The organism is Streptomyces sp. TG1A-60 (assembly GCF_037201975.1).
Classification (GTDB): domain Bacteria; phylum Actinomycetota; class Actinomycetes; order Streptomycetales; family Streptomycetaceae; genus Streptomyces.
In genome coordinates, this window is the sequence record NZ_CP147520.1 from 1,059,776 (window position 1) to 1,075,971 (window position 16,196).

The 16,196-nt window shown below is 70.8% G+C and carries 11 protein-coding genes; 4 read left to right on the plus strand and 7 right to left on the minus strand.

The window, feature by feature from the left end; all coding sequences use genetic code 11:
- Positions 1-94 precede the first annotated feature (94 nt).
- Positions 95-931: an aldo/keto reductase gene (locus WBG99_RS04050; RefSeq protein WP_338895009.1), complete on the plus strand. Its 837-nt coding sequence runs from the start codon at positions 95-97 to the stop codon at positions 929-931.
- A gap of 167 nt (positions 932-1,098) precedes the next feature.
- Here WBG99_RS04050 and WBG99_RS04055 read toward each other — a convergent pair whose 3' ends face one another.
- The 3 genes from WBG99_RS04055 to WBG99_RS04065 form a co-directional block, all read right to left on the minus strand.
- Positions 1,099-2,025 (minus strand): methyltransferase, encoded by a 927-nt coding sequence (locus tag WBG99_RS04055; protein WP_338895010.1) that lies wholly within the window; start codon positions 2,023-2,025, stop codon positions 1,099-1,101.
- 112 nt (positions 2,026-2,137) lie between these two features.
- Positions 2,138-2,737 carry a dihydrofolate reductase family protein gene (locus WBG99_RS04060; RefSeq protein WP_338895011.1) on the minus strand — a complete coding sequence of 200 codons (600 nt, stop codon included), beginning with the start codon at positions 2,735-2,737 and terminating at the stop codon, positions 2,138-2,140.
- 181 nt (positions 2,738-2,918) lie between these two features.
- A complete protein-coding gene (locus WBG99_RS04065; RefSeq protein WP_338895012.1) occupies positions 2,919-4,631 on the minus strand; it encodes a glycoside hydrolase family 6 protein in 1,713 nt (570 codons plus the stop codon).
- A gap of 479 nt (positions 4,632-5,110) precedes the next feature.
- Here WBG99_RS04065 and WBG99_RS04070 point away from each other — a divergent pair, with 479 nt between their 5' ends.
- Together WBG99_RS04070 and WBG99_RS04075 are read left to right on the plus strand one after the other, a co-directional pair.
- Positions 5,111-8,026: a glycoside hydrolase family 48 protein gene (locus WBG99_RS04070; protein WP_338895013.1), complete on the plus strand. Its 2,916-nt coding sequence runs from the start codon at positions 5,111-5,113 to the stop codon at positions 8,024-8,026.
- A gap of 157 nt (positions 8,027-8,183) precedes the next feature.
- On the plus strand, positions 8,184-10,865 hold the full coding sequence (locus tag WBG99_RS04075; RefSeq protein ID WP_338895014.1) for a cellulose binding domain-containing protein: 2,682 nt from the start codon (positions 8,184-8,186) through the stop codon (positions 10,863-10,865).
- Positions 10,866-11,085: 220 nt separating this feature from the next.
- Here the strand turns inward: WBG99_RS04075 and WBG99_RS04080 are convergent, their stop codons facing one another.
- Entirely contained in the window at positions 11,086-11,826 is a 741-nt protein-coding gene (locus tag WBG99_RS04080; RefSeq protein ID WP_338895015.1) for a class I SAM-dependent methyltransferase, read from the minus strand.
- Between the two features lie 5 nt (positions 11,827-11,831).
- On the minus strand, positions 11,832-12,137 hold the full coding sequence (locus WBG99_RS04085) for a 4a-hydroxytetrahydrobiopterin dehydratase (protein WP_338895016.1): 306 nt from the start codon (positions 12,135-12,137) through the stop codon (positions 11,832-11,834).
- Between the two features lie 334 nt (positions 12,138-12,471).
- Between WBG99_RS04085 and WBG99_RS04090 the strand changes: the two genes are divergently transcribed.
- Positions 12,472-13,335 (plus strand): helix-turn-helix transcriptional regulator, encoded by an 864-nt coding sequence (locus WBG99_RS04090; protein ID WP_338895017.1) that lies wholly within the window; start codon positions 12,472-12,474, stop codon positions 13,333-13,335.
- Between the two features lie 141 nt (positions 13,336-13,476).
- Here the strand turns inward: WBG99_RS04090 and WBG99_RS04095 are convergent, their stop codons facing one another.
- Positions 13,477-13,905, minus strand: a complete 429-nt coding sequence (locus WBG99_RS04095) for an OsmC family protein (protein ID WP_338895018.1) — start codon at positions 13,903-13,905, stop codon at positions 13,477-13,479.
- A 156-nt stretch (positions 13,906-14,061) separates the two neighbouring features.
- Positions 14,062-16,176, minus strand: coding sequence for a phage holin family protein (locus tag WBG99_RS04100; RefSeq protein ID WP_338900202.1), 2,115 nt, complete (start codon positions 16,174-16,176; stop codon positions 14,062-14,064).
- Positions 16,177-16,196: the final 20 nt, after the last annotated feature.

A 16,196-nucleotide genomic window follows, 5' to 3' on the forward strand; every position in this document is an offset into this window, starting at 1 on the left:
ATTCCGGCCGCGAGCGGTCCGCTCAGGAATGCGTCGCGGGCCGTGATCGTTGACGATGGGGAGTACCACCCGACGACGTAAGGATCGAGAGCTCGTGAGCAGCAAGGTCCCCCCGATCATCCTGAACAACGGCGTCGAGATGCCCCAGCTGGGCTTCGGCGTGTGGCAGGTGCCGGACGACGAGGCCGAGCAGGCGGTCACGACGGCCCTGGAGGCCGGCTACCGCAGCATCGACACGGCCGCGATCTACGGCAACGAAGAGGGCACCGGCAAGGCCGTCGCCGCTTCCGGCATCGCCCGCAAGGACCTCTTCGTCACCACCAAGCTCTGGAACAGCGAGCAGGGCTACGACTCGGCCCTGCGCGCCTTCGACGAGTCCCTGGGCAAGCTCGGCCTGGAGTACGTGGACCTGTATCTGATCCACTGGCCGCTGCCGGCCCGGGGCACGTTCGTCGACACCTACAAGGCGTTCGAGAAGCTGTACGCGGACGGCCGCGCCAAGGCCATCGGTGTCTCCAACTTCCTTCCGGAGCATCTGGAAACGCTGATCGAGGCCACGAACGTCATTCCGGCCGTCAACCAGATCGAACTCCACCCGCACCTCCAGCAGCACGCGTCCCGCGAGTACCACGCGGAGCAGGGCATCGCCACCGAGGCCTGGTCGCCGCTCGGCCAGGGCAAGGGCCTCCTGGAGGTCCCGGCGATCGTCGCCATCGCGCAGAAGCACGGCCGGACTCCGGCCCAGGTCGTCCTGCGCTGGCACCTCCAGCTGGGCAACGTGGTCATCCCCAAGTCGGTGACCCCGGCCCGGATCAGGGAGAACATCGAGGTCTTCGACTTCTCCCTGGACCCCGAGGACATCGCCGCGATCAGCGCGCTGAACGAGGACCGCCGCCTCGGCCCGGACCCGGCGACGTTCGACATGGCGTGACATCCACACACCGAGACCGCCCGCCGCAGGTGTTCCGGCGGGCGGTCTTCGTGTGCCGGGAGTGTGGAGGCCGGGGCCCGGCGGCCCCCGGCCTCAGAGCCGGCTTGTCCGGCCGGCGGTGCGGAGACGGCCGGGCGGGAGGCTGCCGCAGCGCGTGCGGGCCCGATTCACAGCTGGGCCAGGTGGACGGTCTGCGCCGTGAGGACGAAGAGGTCCGTGCGGTGATGCAGGCTCGCCTTGTCGTCGGGGTCGAGGAGACGGTCGAGGGTCGCGAGGTCGGCCGGGTCGAGGAGTTCCGCGTGGCTCTCCCGGCGGCGCCGGAAGGAGGCCAGGGCGTAGGCGCGGGCGGATTCCGGCACCGGTGCCGGGATGTCCAGCAGGAAGGTGCGGGACGTGGCGTCGCGCAGGCCCACGGCGGTGAGCAGACCCGGCCAGTCCTCCGTATCCCGGACGCTGCCGGGCAGCGCCTCGCGCATCTCGGCGAACCACAGCTCCTCCGTCGCGTCGAGCCGTGACTGCAGTCCCGGGCGGCCGATGCCGAAGTCACGCGGCAGGAACCGTACCGGCAGCCCGCCCTCGACCAGCGCCAAAGTGCCGCCGGGGGCCAGGCGTTCGACGAAGGCGGCGAGGCCGGCGCGCTGGTCGCCGAGGTGGTGCAGGCTGTGGCCGGCCCACAGCAGATCGGCGGGGTAGTCCAAGTCTTCGAGTCCGTACGGGAGTTCGGCCTCCAGGATGCCGAGACGGTCGGCCAGGCCCAGACGTTCGGCCCGCGCACGGGCTCGCTCCAGCAGGGGCCCGGAGCCGTCCACGGCGACGACTCGGGCGCCGGGGAACGCGTCGGCCAGCAGACAGCTCACGACCCCCGGGCCGCTGCCGACGTCGACGACCAGCCCCGGCTCGGGCTGTCGCGTGGCCACCCAGGCCGCGGCCTGGCGGTTCAGGGGGGTGAGCAGTTCCGCCTGCTCCTCCAGGTGCTCGGCCAGCTCGGCCCAGACGATGTCGGTGCGGTCGTGCCGACCGTGACTGTGGCCGTGAGCCTGGCCACCGCCCTGACCGTGCTCGCGCCGATCCTGTGCGTGGTGCTGCTGTCCCATGACGGTGAGCCTCTCTTCCGGGTGCCGCCAGACTGCTCCGACCCACCCGGCGGAAGCCAGCCCCCTTGCCGTATCGGCAAATCCCGGATGCCGGGACGGCAGTTCCCGGCGGTCAGGCCTGCGGGGTGGCCTTCCGGTACGTGCACACATGCGCACCCGTGGGGCTGACGGTCGTCGAGACCAGTTCCAGGGTGTGCTTGGCGCCGTCGTCGGGGAAGATCGTCTTTCCGCCGCCGAGGATGACCGGCATGACGATAAGGACGAGCTCGTCCACGAGACCTTCGTACAGGAGGGTGCGGGCGAGGGTCGGGCTGCCCATGACGAGCAGATCGCCGCCGTCGGTCTCGCGGAGCTTGCGGATGTGTGCCACGGCCTCCGCGCCCGGAACCCGCGTGGTGTTGTCCCACGTCAGCTCGGAGTCGGCGAGGGTGGCGGAGACGACGTACTTGGGGAGGGCGTTCATCCGGTCGGCGAACGGGTCGCCCGCCCGCTCCGGCCAAGCGGCGGCCATCGCCTGCCAGGTCCGCCGGCCGTACAGCAGCGCGTCGGCCTTGCCCAGCGCCGCGTCCCAGGCGCCGCCCACGATCTCCGGGTCGAAGAAGGGGTGCGTCCAGCCGCCATGGGCGAAACCGCCCTCGGTGTCCTCCCCGGGACCGCCGGGCGCCTGCACGACACCGTCCAGGCTCATGAACTCGCAGATCACGATGCGCATGCGTTTCTCTCTCCTCGTGCTCTCACAGGCGTTACGGCGATGAAGACCGCCGCGCCACCCGGAACTCATCGCACCCGCCCACCTCCGCCATCGTGACGTGGCTCACACCGGAACGCCACCGGCCCGCCAGGGGCTGGGGAAGCGTGGCTGCCCCCTGGCGGGCCGGTTCACTCGATCGGGCTCAGAGCGCGGGGTACGCGTTCTGCATCAGCTGCTGGAACTGGGCGGAGAACCAGTGCCCGGAGATCGGCGCGTTGGGCAGGGCGCCGGACAGGTTGTTGCCGTTGCGCGGGTTGCCCGTGTAGGTCGGGTCGCACATGCGGTCGAAGCCCTTGCCCTCCTCGTTCGGGATGGCGGAGCTGGACCCGTCGGACTCACCCGGCGGCTTCATCCACACGTAGGCGTCGATCCCGGCCTCGGGGGAGGCCTGCGGACGCTCACCGAGGCCCGCTCCCGACTGGTTGCACCAGTTGCCGATGTGGATGCGGCGGTCGTAGCGCCCACCGTCGACGTAGGTGTCCACGGTGGTCGTGGCACCCGGGCCGGTGGGACGCGCGCTGCCGCCCCAGCCGTTGCGGGAGGTGTCGATCAGCATGCCGATGCCGGAGTCGAAGCCCACCGAGACCAGTTGGTCGCGGAAGGCCTGGGCGAAGGTCAGTTCGTCGACGTAACGGTTCCAGTCGACCCACTTCGACTCACGGACGGAGGTGCCGTTCACCGTCGAGTTGACGGAGAAGTTGTTCTCCTTGAGGGCGCTGTAGTTCGCCGTGTTGGTGATGAAGCCGTGGACGTCGTCGACCGTGGCGCCCTCGGCGGTCGCCGCCTCCTTGAAGACGGTGGCGGAGGCCGCGAAGTTGTCGTCCCAGCCGATCCAGCCGTGGTGGCCGGCGTCGACGTAGTTGTAGACGTTCCCCACGTCACCGAGCTTGTTGAGCGCGTAGCCGACGCCCTTGACGTAGTTGCCGTTGGCCTTCATCACATCGCACTCGGGGGTGGCCGTGGGGCGGCTGCCGGTGTTGGTGACGAGGTTGGGCAGCGAGTCGATCTCGACGGTGGTGACGATGCGCAGGGCGGCGTACTTCGGGTCCGCGAGGATGGCCGCGATCGGGTCGATGTACTCGGTCTTGTAGCGGCCGAGCTCCGTCGGGCCCAGCTCGCCGTTGGAGGCGAGCGCCGCGCAGTCACGGCCGGGCAGGTTGTAGATCACGACCTGGATGGCCAGCTCGCCGGAGCCCTTCTGCTCCAGCGCCTCGTCGAGGTGGTCGCGCAGCCCCATGCCGCCGTTCACCCCGTTGATGGCGGCGATCCGGTCCAGCCAGACACCCGTGGGCTGGTCGGAGATCCGGCTGCCGCCCGGCTCGGACTCGGCCTTCTCGGACCACTCGGGGTTCACGTACACCTTGGCACCGGAGTACGGGTTGTCCACCTTCGTGCCCGGGCCGGGCGGGTCGGTGGGGCCACCGCCACCATCGCCGTCGTCGACGTTGCAGGTCACCCCGTCCAGGGTGAAGGTCGTCGGGAGCGCGTTGGTGCCGCTGTAGGAGGCGTTGAAGCCGAAGCTGACCGAACCGCCGGTCGCCAGCGCGCCGTTGTAGGTCTCGTTGGCGGCGGTCACCGAGGTGCCGCTCTGGGACAGCCGGGCGTTCCAGGCGTTACTGACCGTCTGGTTGCCGGCGTACGACCACTTCACGGCCCAGGAGGTCTTGGCGGCGCTGTTGTTGGTGACGGTGACGGAGGTGGTGAAGCCGGTGGACCACTGGTTCTGCACCTTGTACTCGACGGTGCAGGGGATCGCCTTGGCGCCGACGTCGTCCGGTGCGACGGCCATCGCGGTCCCGGCGGCGCCGGCGACCAGCGCCATCGCCGCGAGGAGTGCTGTTCTGGTACGGCTCATGAGTGCGGGTTTCCTCTTCCGTAGTGGGGTGTACGTGGAGGTTCCGAACGGGGTCCGACGTGGTGCGCGGGCACGCCCAGCGGGACCTGGGCGGCGGCTACGCGGGGATGGTGGTGCTTCCCGGCCACGACGCGGTGAACCCGGCGCCGATGCTCGCGCCGACGAGTAAAAGACCTGAACGCGGGGGGTGTCGCATGAGCGACTCCTTGCAGCTCGGACACGCCGGGACGGACGCGTCGACTGATGGAACCGCTCCCACTGGTGCTGGTGAAGGTAGCGCCAAGTGACGGTAAAAAACAGAGGTGTCGCGTTATTGCGCACCACGAATCTTTTCTGCCGTCGTCGAATCTTTTCGACTCTTCAAACACCTTGACCCCCTGCACCCCTCTCCTCAATATGGGAGCGCTCCCACTGGTTCAAGGCTTGTTGTTGCTGCTCCGCCCCCGCCTTCGTAAGAGCCGCACGGAAGGAACCAGAGCATGCACCCCAGACGGAGACGCCGTGCCACGCGGCGCCTGTGGACCGCCGTGGTGGCGGCCCTCGCCCTCCCCTTGACGATGCTCAGCACCGGCGCGACTCCCGCCAGCGCGGCGGCGGTCGCCTGCAACGTCGACTACAAGACCAACGACTGGGGCTCGGGTTTCACCGCCGAGCTCACGATCAGCAACCGGGGCACGGAGGCCATCAGCGGCTGGACCCTGACGTACGACTACACGGGCGACCAGAAGCTCTCCAACGGCTGGAGCGGTACCTGGTCACAGTCCGGCAAAACCGTGACGGCGAAGAACGCGTCCTGGAACGGCACGATCGCCGTCGGCGCCGCCGTGACCACCGGGGCCCAGTTCACCTACAGCGGCACGAACGCCGCGCCGACCGACTTCGCGATCAACGGCACCGCCTGCGTGGGCGCCCACCAGCCGCCGATCACGGTGCTGACCAGCCCGAGCGCGGGCGCGGTGTACTCGCAGGGGGACGCGGTGCCGATGGCGGCCACGGCCGCCGCCGCGGACGACGCGACGATCACGAAGGTCGAGTTCTACGACGACACCAGGCTGCTGGGCACGGACACGACCTCGCCGTACACGTTCTCGGCGACCGGTCTGGCCGTGGGCAGCCATTCGCTGGTCGCCAAGGCGTACGACAGCCTGGGCGCGTCGGCGGACTCCACACCGGTCGGCATCACGGTCGCCTCGGGCCCCGCCGTGGTCGTCTCGCCGACCCAACTGGGCGTGCGGCAGGGCGAGTCGAGCACGTACGACGTGAAACTCTCGACACAGCCGTCGGCCAACGTGACGGTGACGACCGCGCGGGCGTCCGGTAACACCGGCCTGTCCGTGACGGGCGGCGGGTCGCTGAGCTTCACGCCGTCGAACTGGAACACCGCCCAGAAGGTGACCATCGGCGCCAACTCCTCCGGTACCGGTTCGGCCGTCTTCGAGTCGACGGCCGACGGCCACGCCAAGGCCGCGGTGACCGTGACGCAGCTGGCGGCGGCGAGCGAGTACGACGCCCGCTTCCTGGAGCTCTACGGCAAGATCACCAACCCGGCGAACGGCTACTTCTCCCCCGAGGGCATCCCGTACCACTCGGTGGAGACACTGATCGTCGAGGCGCCGGACCACGGCCATGAGACCACCTCGGAGGCGTACAGCTACCTCCTGTGGCTCCAGGCCATGTACGGCAAGGTCACGGGCGACTGGTCCAAGTTCAACGGCGCCTGGGAGATCATGGAGAGGTACATGATCCCGACCCACGCCGACCAGCCGACCAACTCCTTCTACACGGCGAACAAGCCGGCCACCTACGCCCCCGAGCACGACACCCCGAACGAGTACCCGGCACAGCTCGACCCCGGCGCCCCGGTCGGTCCGGACCCCATCGCCGGCGAGCTGAAGAGCGCGTACGGCACGGACGACGTGTACGGCATGCACTGGCTGCAGGACGTCGACAACGTCTACGGCTACGGCAACTCGCCCGGCAAGTGCGAGGCGGGCCCGTCGGACACCGGACCGTCGTACATCAACACCTTCCAGCGCGGGCCGCAGGAGTCGGTGTGGGAGACCATCCCGCAGCCCACCTGCGACCAGTTCAAGTACGGCGGCCCGAACGGCTATCTGGACCTGTTCACCGGTGACGCGGCGTACGCGAAGCAGTGGAAGTTCACCAACGCGCCGGACGCCGACGCGCGTGCCGTGCAGGCCGCGTACTGGGCGGACATCTGGGCCAAGGAGCAGGGCAAGGGCGCCGACGTCTCCGCGACCATCGGCAAGGCCGCGAAGATGGGCGACTATCTGCGCTACTCCATGTACGACAAGTACTTCAAGAAGATCGGTAACTGTGTGGGGGCCACGACCTGCCCCGCGGGTACCGGCAAGGACGCCTCCCACTATCTGATGTCCTGGTACTACGCGTGGGGCGGCGCCACCGACACGAGCGCCGGCTGGGCGTGGCGCATCGGCTCCAGCCACGCGCACGGCGGCTACCAGAACCCGCTGGCCGCGCACGCGCTCGCCAACTACCCCCCGCTGAAGCCCAAGTCCTCGACCGGGCAGGCGGACTGGGCCAAGTCCCTGGACCGGCAGATCGAGTTCTACCGCTGGCTGCAGTCGGACGAGGGCGGCATCGCGGGCGGCGCCACCAACAGCTGGGCGGGGCGGTACGCCACTCCCCCGGCCGGTACGCCGACCTTCTACGGCATGTTCTACGACGAGAAGCCCGTGTACCACGACCCGCCGTCCAACCAGTGGTTCGGCTTCCAGGCATGGTCCATGGAGCGCGTCGCGGAGTACTACCAGCAGACGGGCAACGCCGGTGCCAAGACGGTCCTCGACAAGTGGGTCGACTGGGCCCTGTCCAAGACCACGATCAACCCCGACGGGACGTACCGCATGCCGTCGACGCTCCAGTGGTCCGGTGCGCCCGACACCTGGAACGCGTCGAGTCCCGGCTCCAACGCGGGACTTCACGTCACCGTCGCCGACTACACCGACGACGTGGGCGTGGCCGCCGCGTACGCCAAGACCCTGACGTACTACGCCGACCGCTCCGGTGACGCCGACGCCGCCCGCGTGGCGAAGGCGCTGCTCGACGGGATGTGGGAGCACCACCAGGACGGGCTCGGCATCGCCGTCCCGGAGACCCGCGCGGACTACAACCGCTTCGACGACCGGGTGTACGTGCCGAGCGGCTGGACCGGGACGATGCCGAACGGTGACGTCATCGACTCGTCGTCGACCTTCGATTCGATCCGGTCGTTCTACGAGGACGATCCCGCCTGGTCGAAGATCGAGGCGTACCTGGCGGGTGGCGCCGCGCCGTCGTTCACGTATCACCGTTTCTGGGCCCAGGCCGACATCGCGTTGGCCATGGGTTCGTATGCGGAGTTGCTGGAGTAGCTCCGGTCGTGTGACGGCCGGGGACTGTCCCTGGCTGATCGCACCCACGCGGCGGTAGCCGCACATCGACGCAGCCCCGCGCCCCCATGGGCGCGGGCGCTGTGCTCTGCTCGAAGAACTTCGCGCCTCCCCCCACCCCTTCGGAGAGGACCCCACCGTGCGAAGAACCCGCATCCTCACGGCCGTACTGGCCCTCTCGGCCGGACTGCTCGCGGGCTCGCCGCCCGCGCTGGCCGCCGACGAGCCCCCCGACAGGTCCGCCGAGAAATCGGTGTCGATCGCCGCCGACACCTACACCTGGAAGAACGCCCGGATCGACGGGGGCGGTTTCGTCCCCGGCATCGTCTTCAACCGCAAGGAGAAGAACCTCGCGTACGCCCGCACGGACATCGGCGGGGCCTACCGCTGGGTGGAGTCGTCGAAGACGTGGACCCCGCTGCTCGACTCGGTCGGCTGGGACGACTGGGGGCACACGGGAATCGTGAGCCTCGCCTCCGACTCGGTCGACCCGGACAAGGTGTACGTGGCGGCCGGTACGTACACCAACAGCTGGGACCCGGGGAACGGGGCGGTCCTGCGCTCCTCGGACCGGGGCGCGAGCTGGCAGAAGACGAACCTGCCGTTCAAGCTGGGCGGGAACATGCCCGGGCGGGGCATGGGCGAGCGTCTGGCCGTGGACCCGAACCGCAACAGCGTGCTGTATCTGGGCGCGCCGAGCGGCGAGGGGCTGTGGCGGTCGACGGACTCGGGTGTCACCTGGTCGCAGGTGACGAACTTCCCCAACGTCGGCGACTACGTGGCCGATCCGTCCGACACCAGCGGGTACTCCAGCGACAACCAGGGCATCGTCTGGGTCACCTTCGACGAGTCGACGGGCAGTTCCGGTAACGCGACGAAGACCCTCTACGTCGGGGTCGCGGACAAGGACAACGCGGTGTACCGCTCGACGGACGCGGGCGCGACCTGGTCGCGGGTGGCCGGACAGCCGACCGGCCACCTGGCCCACAAGGGCGTCCTCGACGCGGCGAACGGCCATCTGTACCTCTCCTACAGCGACAAGGGCGGACCGTACGACGGCGGCAAGGGCCAGCTGTGGCGGTACGCGACCGCGACGGGTGCCTGGACGAACATCAGCCCGGTGGCGGAGGCCGACACGTACTACGGGTTCAGCGGCCTGACGGTCGACCGGCAGGACCCGGGCACGGTCATGGCGACGGCGTACAGCTCCTGGTGGCCGGACACACAGATCTTCCGCTCGACGGACAGCGGCGCCACGTGGACCAGGGCCTGGGACTACACCTCGTACCCCAACCGCTCGAACCGCTACACGATGGACGTCTCGTCCTCGCCGTGGCTGACCTGGGGCGCGAACCCCTCCCCACCCGAGCAGACGCCGAAGCTCGGCTGGATGACGGAGGCACTGGAGATCGACCCGTTCGACTCGAACCGGATGATGTACGGGACGGGCGCGACGATCTACGGCACGGAGAACCTGGGGAACTGGGACAGCGGCAGCCGGTTCACCATCAAGCCGATGGTGCGGGGCCTGGAGGAGACGGCCGTCAACGACCTCGCCTCTCCCCCGTCGGGCGCCCCGCTGCTCAGTGCCCTCGGCGACATCGGCGGCTTCCGCCACACGGACCTGACGAAGGTCCCGTCGGTCATGTTCACGCAGCCGAACTTCACGTCGACGACCAGCCTGGACTTCGCCGAGTCCAGCCCGAACACGGTCGTCCGCGTCGGCAACCTGGACTCGGGCCCGCACATCGCCTTCTCCACGGACAACGGCGCCAACTGGTTCGCCGGCACCGACCCGTCGGGCGTGAGCGGCGGCGGCACGGTCGCGGCGGCGGCCGACGGCGGCCGGTTCGTGTGGAGTCCGGCGGGCACGGGCGTTCGGTACACGACGGGCTTCGGCAACTCGTGGCAGGCGTCGAGCGGGATACCGTCCGGCGCGATCGTCGAGTCCGACCGTGTCGACCCGAAGACCTTCTACGGCTTCAAGTCGGGGAAGTTCTACGTCAGTACGGACGGCGGCGCCACCTTCACCGCGTCGAACGCGAGTGGCCTGCCGAGCGGCGACAGCGTCCGCTTCAAGGCGCTGCCCGGCCAGAAGGGCGACGTGTGGCTGGCGGGCGGCGCGACGGACGGGGCGTACGGTCTGTGGCACTCGACGGACAGTGGCGCCACCTGGACCAAGCTCTCAGGCGTCGAGCAGGCCGACACGATCGGCTTCGGGAAGGCGGCGCCGGGAGCCTCGTACCAGGCCCTCTACACCAGCGCCAAGATCGGCGGTGTGCGCGGCATCTTCCGCTCGACGGACAAGGGCGCGACCTGGACGCGGATCAACGACGACGCCCATCAGTGGGGATGGACGGGTGCGGCGATCACGGGTGACCCGAGGGTCTACGGGCGGGTCTACGTCGCGACGAACGGGCGCGGGGTCATCTACGGCGAATCCTCCGGCACGGGCGGCGGGGGCGGCGGCACCGATCCCGGCCCGGAGCCGGAGCCGACGGGTGCCTGTGCGGTGACGTACACGATCACCAATGAGTGGTCGGGCGGCTTCCAGGCGGATGTGCGGCTGGCCAACACGGGGACGAGCGCGTGGACCGGCTGGTCCCTCGGCTGGTCCTTCCCGAACGGGCAGAGCGTCTCCCAGATCTGGAACGCCGACCACACGCAGTCGGGATCGGCCGTCACGGCCAGGAACATCAGCTGGAACGGCACGGTGGCGGCGGGTTCGTCGGTGAGCTTCGGCTTCACCGGAAGCCGGTCGGGGACGAACGGAGAACCGACCGCCTTCCGGCTCGGTGACCGGTCCTGCACGGTGACCTGACACCCGGGCAGGACGGGACGAGGGCGCGCGCCCGGGGCGGGCGCGCGCCCTCACTCGTCGGCGTCACGGTGCCGGATCCACCAGAACGGCGGGTGAAGGCCCCGTTCCGCCGGCGCGTGCGGGTGCCGCACGGGGCTACCTGCTGGCAGGACGGGCGGATTCCGTTTCCTCGGTCGCCGCCGACCGCCCCGGAGCCGCCGAACAGCACGGGCGGGTTCCGTCAGGTCCTGCGGAAGGCCCGCAACGTGAACTCCGGCTCCGGGCGGGGGCGGTCCTGGTCGGGCAGGGCCGCGAGGCGGGCCGCGAAGTCGTCGGCGAGGGGGTCGCCGGGCGGGAGGGTGACGAACCAGCCGCGGCGCAGGTCGGTGACGGTGCGGCGGGGGCTACGGCCCTGGCCCCGGCCCGGGAAGCGGGCTTCGCCCGCGGCGCGCAGACCGTGTGCGCAGGCGTACCTCTCGACGGCCGCCGAGGTGTCCACGGCCGGCGTCCGGGGTCGCGGGGCGAGAACGGCGTCGATGTCGCTGCCCACGTTGTGGGCGGCGGCCTTGTCGACGGTGGTGACGAACACGCCGCCCGGCCGGAGCACCCGGGCGCACTCGCCGACGACCGTCCGTACGTCCTCCGGGCCGCCCAGCAGGTGCAGCAGCCACACACTGGTCACGGCGTCGAACTCGGCGTCGCGGAAAGGGAGCCGGCGGCCGTCGCCGATGACCACGGAGCCGGGCAGCCGGGCGGCGGCCCGGCTCGCCATGGCGTGCGTACGGTCGACGCCCGTGACCCGCATCCCGTCCCGCGCGGCGGCGAGCCGCCGGGTCACGATCCCGGTGCCGCAGGCGAGGTCGAGCAGGCGGCGGGCGTCCTCGGGGACCAGTCCCAGCACGGCGTGGGCGGCGGCCTCGGCCCGGTGCTCGCCGCCCCGGAGCGCGTCGTAGGCGTCCGCCTCCTTGTCGTAGTCCAGCACCCGGCTCAGCTCGCTCCGTGGCCGGGCGCGAGCGCCTCCACCCTGCGGGCCAGCTCGAAGTCCTTCTCGGTGACGGCGCCGCCCGCGCTGTGGGTGTGGATGGTCAGCGAGACGGTGTCGTAGCCGAGGGTCAGGTCGGAGTGGTGGTCCAGCTCCTCCTGCGTCTGGGCGATGTGCACGACCAGCGCGGTCGCCGCGAAGTGCGAGCCCAGCCGGTAGGAGCGGGCGATCCGGTCCCCGTCCAGTGACCAGCCGGGCAGCTCCGCCAGCCGGTCCTCGATCTCCTTCTGCGACAAGGGTGTGACGGGCATGGCCAACTCCTTCCGAGACGTTCCCCCATGACGTGCGGTCCCCTTCAGCCTGCCACAGCACGGCCGCCGGGTCCCTGGTCGGGCGGGCGCGCCGGCGGCCCGCCCGTACGCGTGCGGGCGCGCCGCCGACGGTCTGACGGGGCCCTCAGAACCTTGCCGGGCGGGGCAGGCGGCGGTCGATTACCTCGGCGGTCATGGCACGCCGTACCTTGTGGGAACGTCATGGCGACCGGTGATCCGGGGCGTCCGGGGGGTCGCGTTCCGGGTACCCGTGAGACGCGCACCGGAACATGACAGACTGTTTCGTACAGCTCGGCGCGTGGGGAGGCGTGGCGTGAGTGAACGGCGGGCCGCACCCACCGTGGGTCAGGTGGTGCTCGGAAGACGGCTGCGGGAACTGCGCGAGGCCGCCGGGCTCAAGCGCGAGGAGGCGGCACGTGTCCTGCGGGTCGCCCCGGCGACCGTACGGCGCATGGAGACCGCCGACGTCGCCCTCAAGATCCCGTACGTGCAGGTCCTGCTGACGACGTACGGCGTCGCCGAGCACGACGTCGCCGCGTTCGTGACGCTGGCCGAGGAGGCGAACCAGCCTGGCTGGTGGCAGCGGTTCCACGATGTGCTGCCCGACTGGTTCAGCCTCTACGTCAGCCTTGAGGGGGCGGCGTATCTGATCCGGCAGTACGAGCCGCACTTCGTTCCGGGGATGTTGCAGACCGAGGAGTACGCGCGGGCGGTCATGGAGGCCGGGACCGTCGGCGGGACAGGGGCCGAGGCGATCGAGCGCCATGTGTCGCTGCGCATGGCCCGGCAGAAGCTCCTGACCCGGGAGAACCCTCCGCACCTCTGGGTGATCATGGACGAGACGGCGCTGGCGCGGCCGGTGAGCATCCGCTCCGACGTGATGCGCGACCAGCTCGACCGGCTCCTGGAGGTCACCGAGAAGGACCATGTCATTCTCCAGGTCTGCGAGTTCACCAGCGGGCCCCACCCGGGCACCTACGCCCCCTTCTCCCTCTTCCGCTTCGCCGAACCCGAACTCCCCGACATGGTCTACACCGAGTACCTCACCGGCGCCCTCTACCTCGACTCCCGGGACGAGGTCGCCATGCACCTGGAGGTCCTCGACCACATGGCCGCGCACGCGGCGTCCGCCGAGCACACGAGAGACGTCCTGCGGCGCTACCGGGAGAGGTACTGAGCCCCCGAACCAGCCGTGACCCGCGACCGCCCTACGCCGCTCCCCCTTCGGGTCCCTCCCGTCCCCCTCACCGAGACCCGCCTCCCCGGCCACCGGGCTCCGGCGGCCGGGGAGGCGGGGTGCGGACGGCTCGGCCGGGGGTCAGACCAGCTTGGCGGAGAGGGTGATCGGTACCGCCTTGAGGGCCTGGCTGACGGGGCAGTTCACCTTGGCGCCCTCGGCGGCGGCCACGAAGCCCTCCTCGTCGAGGCCGGGCACGGTGCCCTCCACGGTGAGATGGACGCCCGTGATGCCCTCGCCCGGCTGGAAGGTCACGTCGGCGGAAGTGACGAGCTTGGTGGGCGGGGTGCCGGCACCGGCGAGGGCGTGGGAGAACGCCATGGAGAAGCAGCTGGAGTGGGCAGCCGCGATCAGCTCCTCGGGGCTGGTTTTGCCGTTCGCCTCCTGGGTGCGAGCGGCCCACGTCACCGGCTGCTCGGCGATGGCGCCGGAGGAGTCGAAGGTGACGACACCGTTGCCCTCTAGCAGGTTGCCTTCCCAGACGGTGTGTGCGGAGCGCGTGGTAGCCACGGTCATTCCTTTCGCGTGTGGTCCCGGTTTCCGGGTGTCGGTGCCGGGTTGCCTGCCCCCATCCGATCACACTCCGGGACATCCCAGGCTCACCGCACCCGGAACTTGGCCTCCCGCGCGGTGAACGGCAGTCGAGCACCCCGTGGACCCGGTGCTCTATGCGTCCGCAGGGTTCTGTTCCTTGGCGGGTGCGGGTCGTTCGTGGCCGGGCGCGCGGTCGCCCGCGCCCCTCGGGGGCGCGCTGCCGTGGGCCAGCGGTACTTGGGGGCCGTTCGCCTCGCGCAGCCATCGCCTCAGTACGTGGTGGATCCGTTCGGCGCCGACCAGGTCCTCGCCGTCCTCGACCGGCGCGGAGAACACCAGCGGGGACATGAGGAAGGGGCGGGCCTGGCAGCCGCCGAGACCGCCGTGGGAGCCGATCTGCTCCTCGAACGCGAGGACCTCGCCCTCGGCCGGGTCGTACCAGGAGTTGACCATGATGTCGGCGACGTGCGGGAAGCCGTGCGTGCGGCGTACGGCGTCGGCGGCGCCCGGACCGAAGTCGGCGAGAGGGCCCGGGTGTTCGTCGCTCAGCTCGTCGACCGGGATCTCCGTGCCGTGCGAGCCGAGGACGACGCCGCCGTGCTCCTCGCTGCGGACGAGGACGAAGCCGATGCCCGGATGGTTGGCGAGAGTGGAGAGCAGGGCCGGGTGGCGGGCGTCGATCTCCTCACGGCTCATCCGGTGCGACACGTCCGGGAAGGAGACGAGGCCGAGGTTGCCGGAGGCGAGGACGATGGGCTCCGAGCGGCGCGTCGGCCGGTACTCCTCGCCGCCCTCCTCGACGGGGATGCGCAGCGCGGCCCGGACCGCCGACCGTGCCTCGGCGCCGCTGTGGGTGCGCTGGGCGCGGCGCGGTACGGGCAGGCCGCAACCGGCGCGGACCAGGTCGCCGAGGGTGAGGCCGTAGCGGCTCAGGAAGGTCTCGCCGGGGCTCTGGCCGTGGTCGGAGAGCAGGACGATCCGGTAGGCGCGCGGGGCGTGTTCGGCGACCTGGGCGATCAACGCGAGGGAACGGTCGAGGCGTTCGAGGACCTGCGCGGCATCCCGGCTGTGCGGGCCGGAGTGGTGGGCGACCTCGTCGTACGCCACCAGGTCCGCGTAGATCGCCGTGCGGCCCGCGAACATGTCGCCGATCACCGCGGTGACGACGACGTCGCGTTCGACGACGGTCGCGAAGGCGCGGATGAACGGGTAGAGACCGCCGCGCTTGACGCGGGGCCGCTGCCTGGCGAACCGTGCGCGCGTGGACTGGCCGGTCTCCCGCAGGACGTCGGCGACGAAGGACATGGCGGTGCGTACGGCGTTGGCCGGGTCGGAGAAGTACGCGAAGTACCCGGCGCGCGAGCGGTTGCGCCTGTCCCTGCGGGCCGCGATCGACAGGACGAGCGCGAGCTGCTCCGCGCCGCCGCTGAAGAGGTTGCCGCGGCTGGCGCCGTCGACGGTGAGCAGACCGCCGTCGCCGGTGCGGTCGATGGCCCGGCGCTGGAGTTCGGCGGCGCTGGAGGGCCGGTTGCAGACCACCACCTCCCGGCTGTCCTTCTCGTACCAGCGGAAGGCCGGCACGTCGTCGTTGCTGCCGTGCAGGATGCCGAGCTGGCTGGCGCCGGTCTGGCTGGACCAGTCGGTGCGCCACGGGGTGAGCCGGTGGGTGGGCCGGACGTGCGTGGTCCCGTCCGCCGGCCGGCCGAGCCAGGCGGCCACGGTCGGCATGAGGCCTCGCTCCGCCGCCGTCTCCAGCACGTCGTGGCCGACGCCGTCGAGCTGGAGGAAGAGGGTTCCGGGCCCGGCGGGCCCCGGCCCGCCGTGGGCGTGCCGGCGACGGCGGTAGGCCAGCCGGTACAGGCGGCGCCGGTAGGCGTCGTCGTCCCGTACGGCGAGGGCACCACCGGTGGCGGAGGCGACGGCGGACATCACCGCGGCGACCACCACGGCGGTCTCGGGCGCCGCCGCACCCTGCCCGGAGGGGCTGATCCGCAGTGCGAGGAGGAGCAGCGAGCCGTTGAGGAAGAAGACCAGCAGACCGAGGACGAGAGCGGGTACGAGCAGCAACGCCCGTACCAGCAGCGGCCACACCAGTGAGGAGAGCAGACCGAACGCGCCGGCCCCGAAGGCCGCGGTCACGGCGATCTGCGTGGCGCTCTCGCCGGTCTCGGACTGCAGCCGGAAGTCGGGCAGCGCCCCCGCGAGCACCAGCATCGTCAGCGTGGACACCACCCACACGGCCAGCATCCGCCAGACGCCGCTCAGCA

Bases quoted from the DNA above. Each gene is read 5' to 3' on its own strand.
- WBG99_RS04060 (WP_338895011.1), bottom strand. From the start codon at position 2,737: ATGCGCATCGTGATCTGCGAGTTCATGAGCCTGGACGGTGTCGTGCAG.
- WBG99_RS04065 (WP_338895012.1), bottom strand. From the start codon at position 4,631: ATGAGCCGTACCAGAACAGCACTCCTCGCGGCGATGGCGCTGGTCGCC.
- WBG99_RS04100 (WP_338900202.1), bottom strand. From the start codon at position 16,176: ATGCTGGCCGTGTGGGTGGTGTCCACGCTGACGATGCTGGTGCTCGCG.
- WBG99_RS04070 (WP_338895013.1), top strand. From the start codon at position 5,111: ATGCACCCCAGACGGAGACGCCGTGCCACGCGGCGCCTGTGGACCGCC.
- WBG99_RS04085 (WP_338895016.1), bottom strand. From the start codon at position 12,137: ATGCCCGTCACACCCTTGTCGCAGAAGGAGATCGAGGACCGGCTGGCG.
- WBG99_RS04055 (WP_338895010.1), bottom strand. From the start codon at position 2,025: ATGGGACAGCAGCACCACGCACAGGATCGGCGCGAGCACGGTCAGGGC.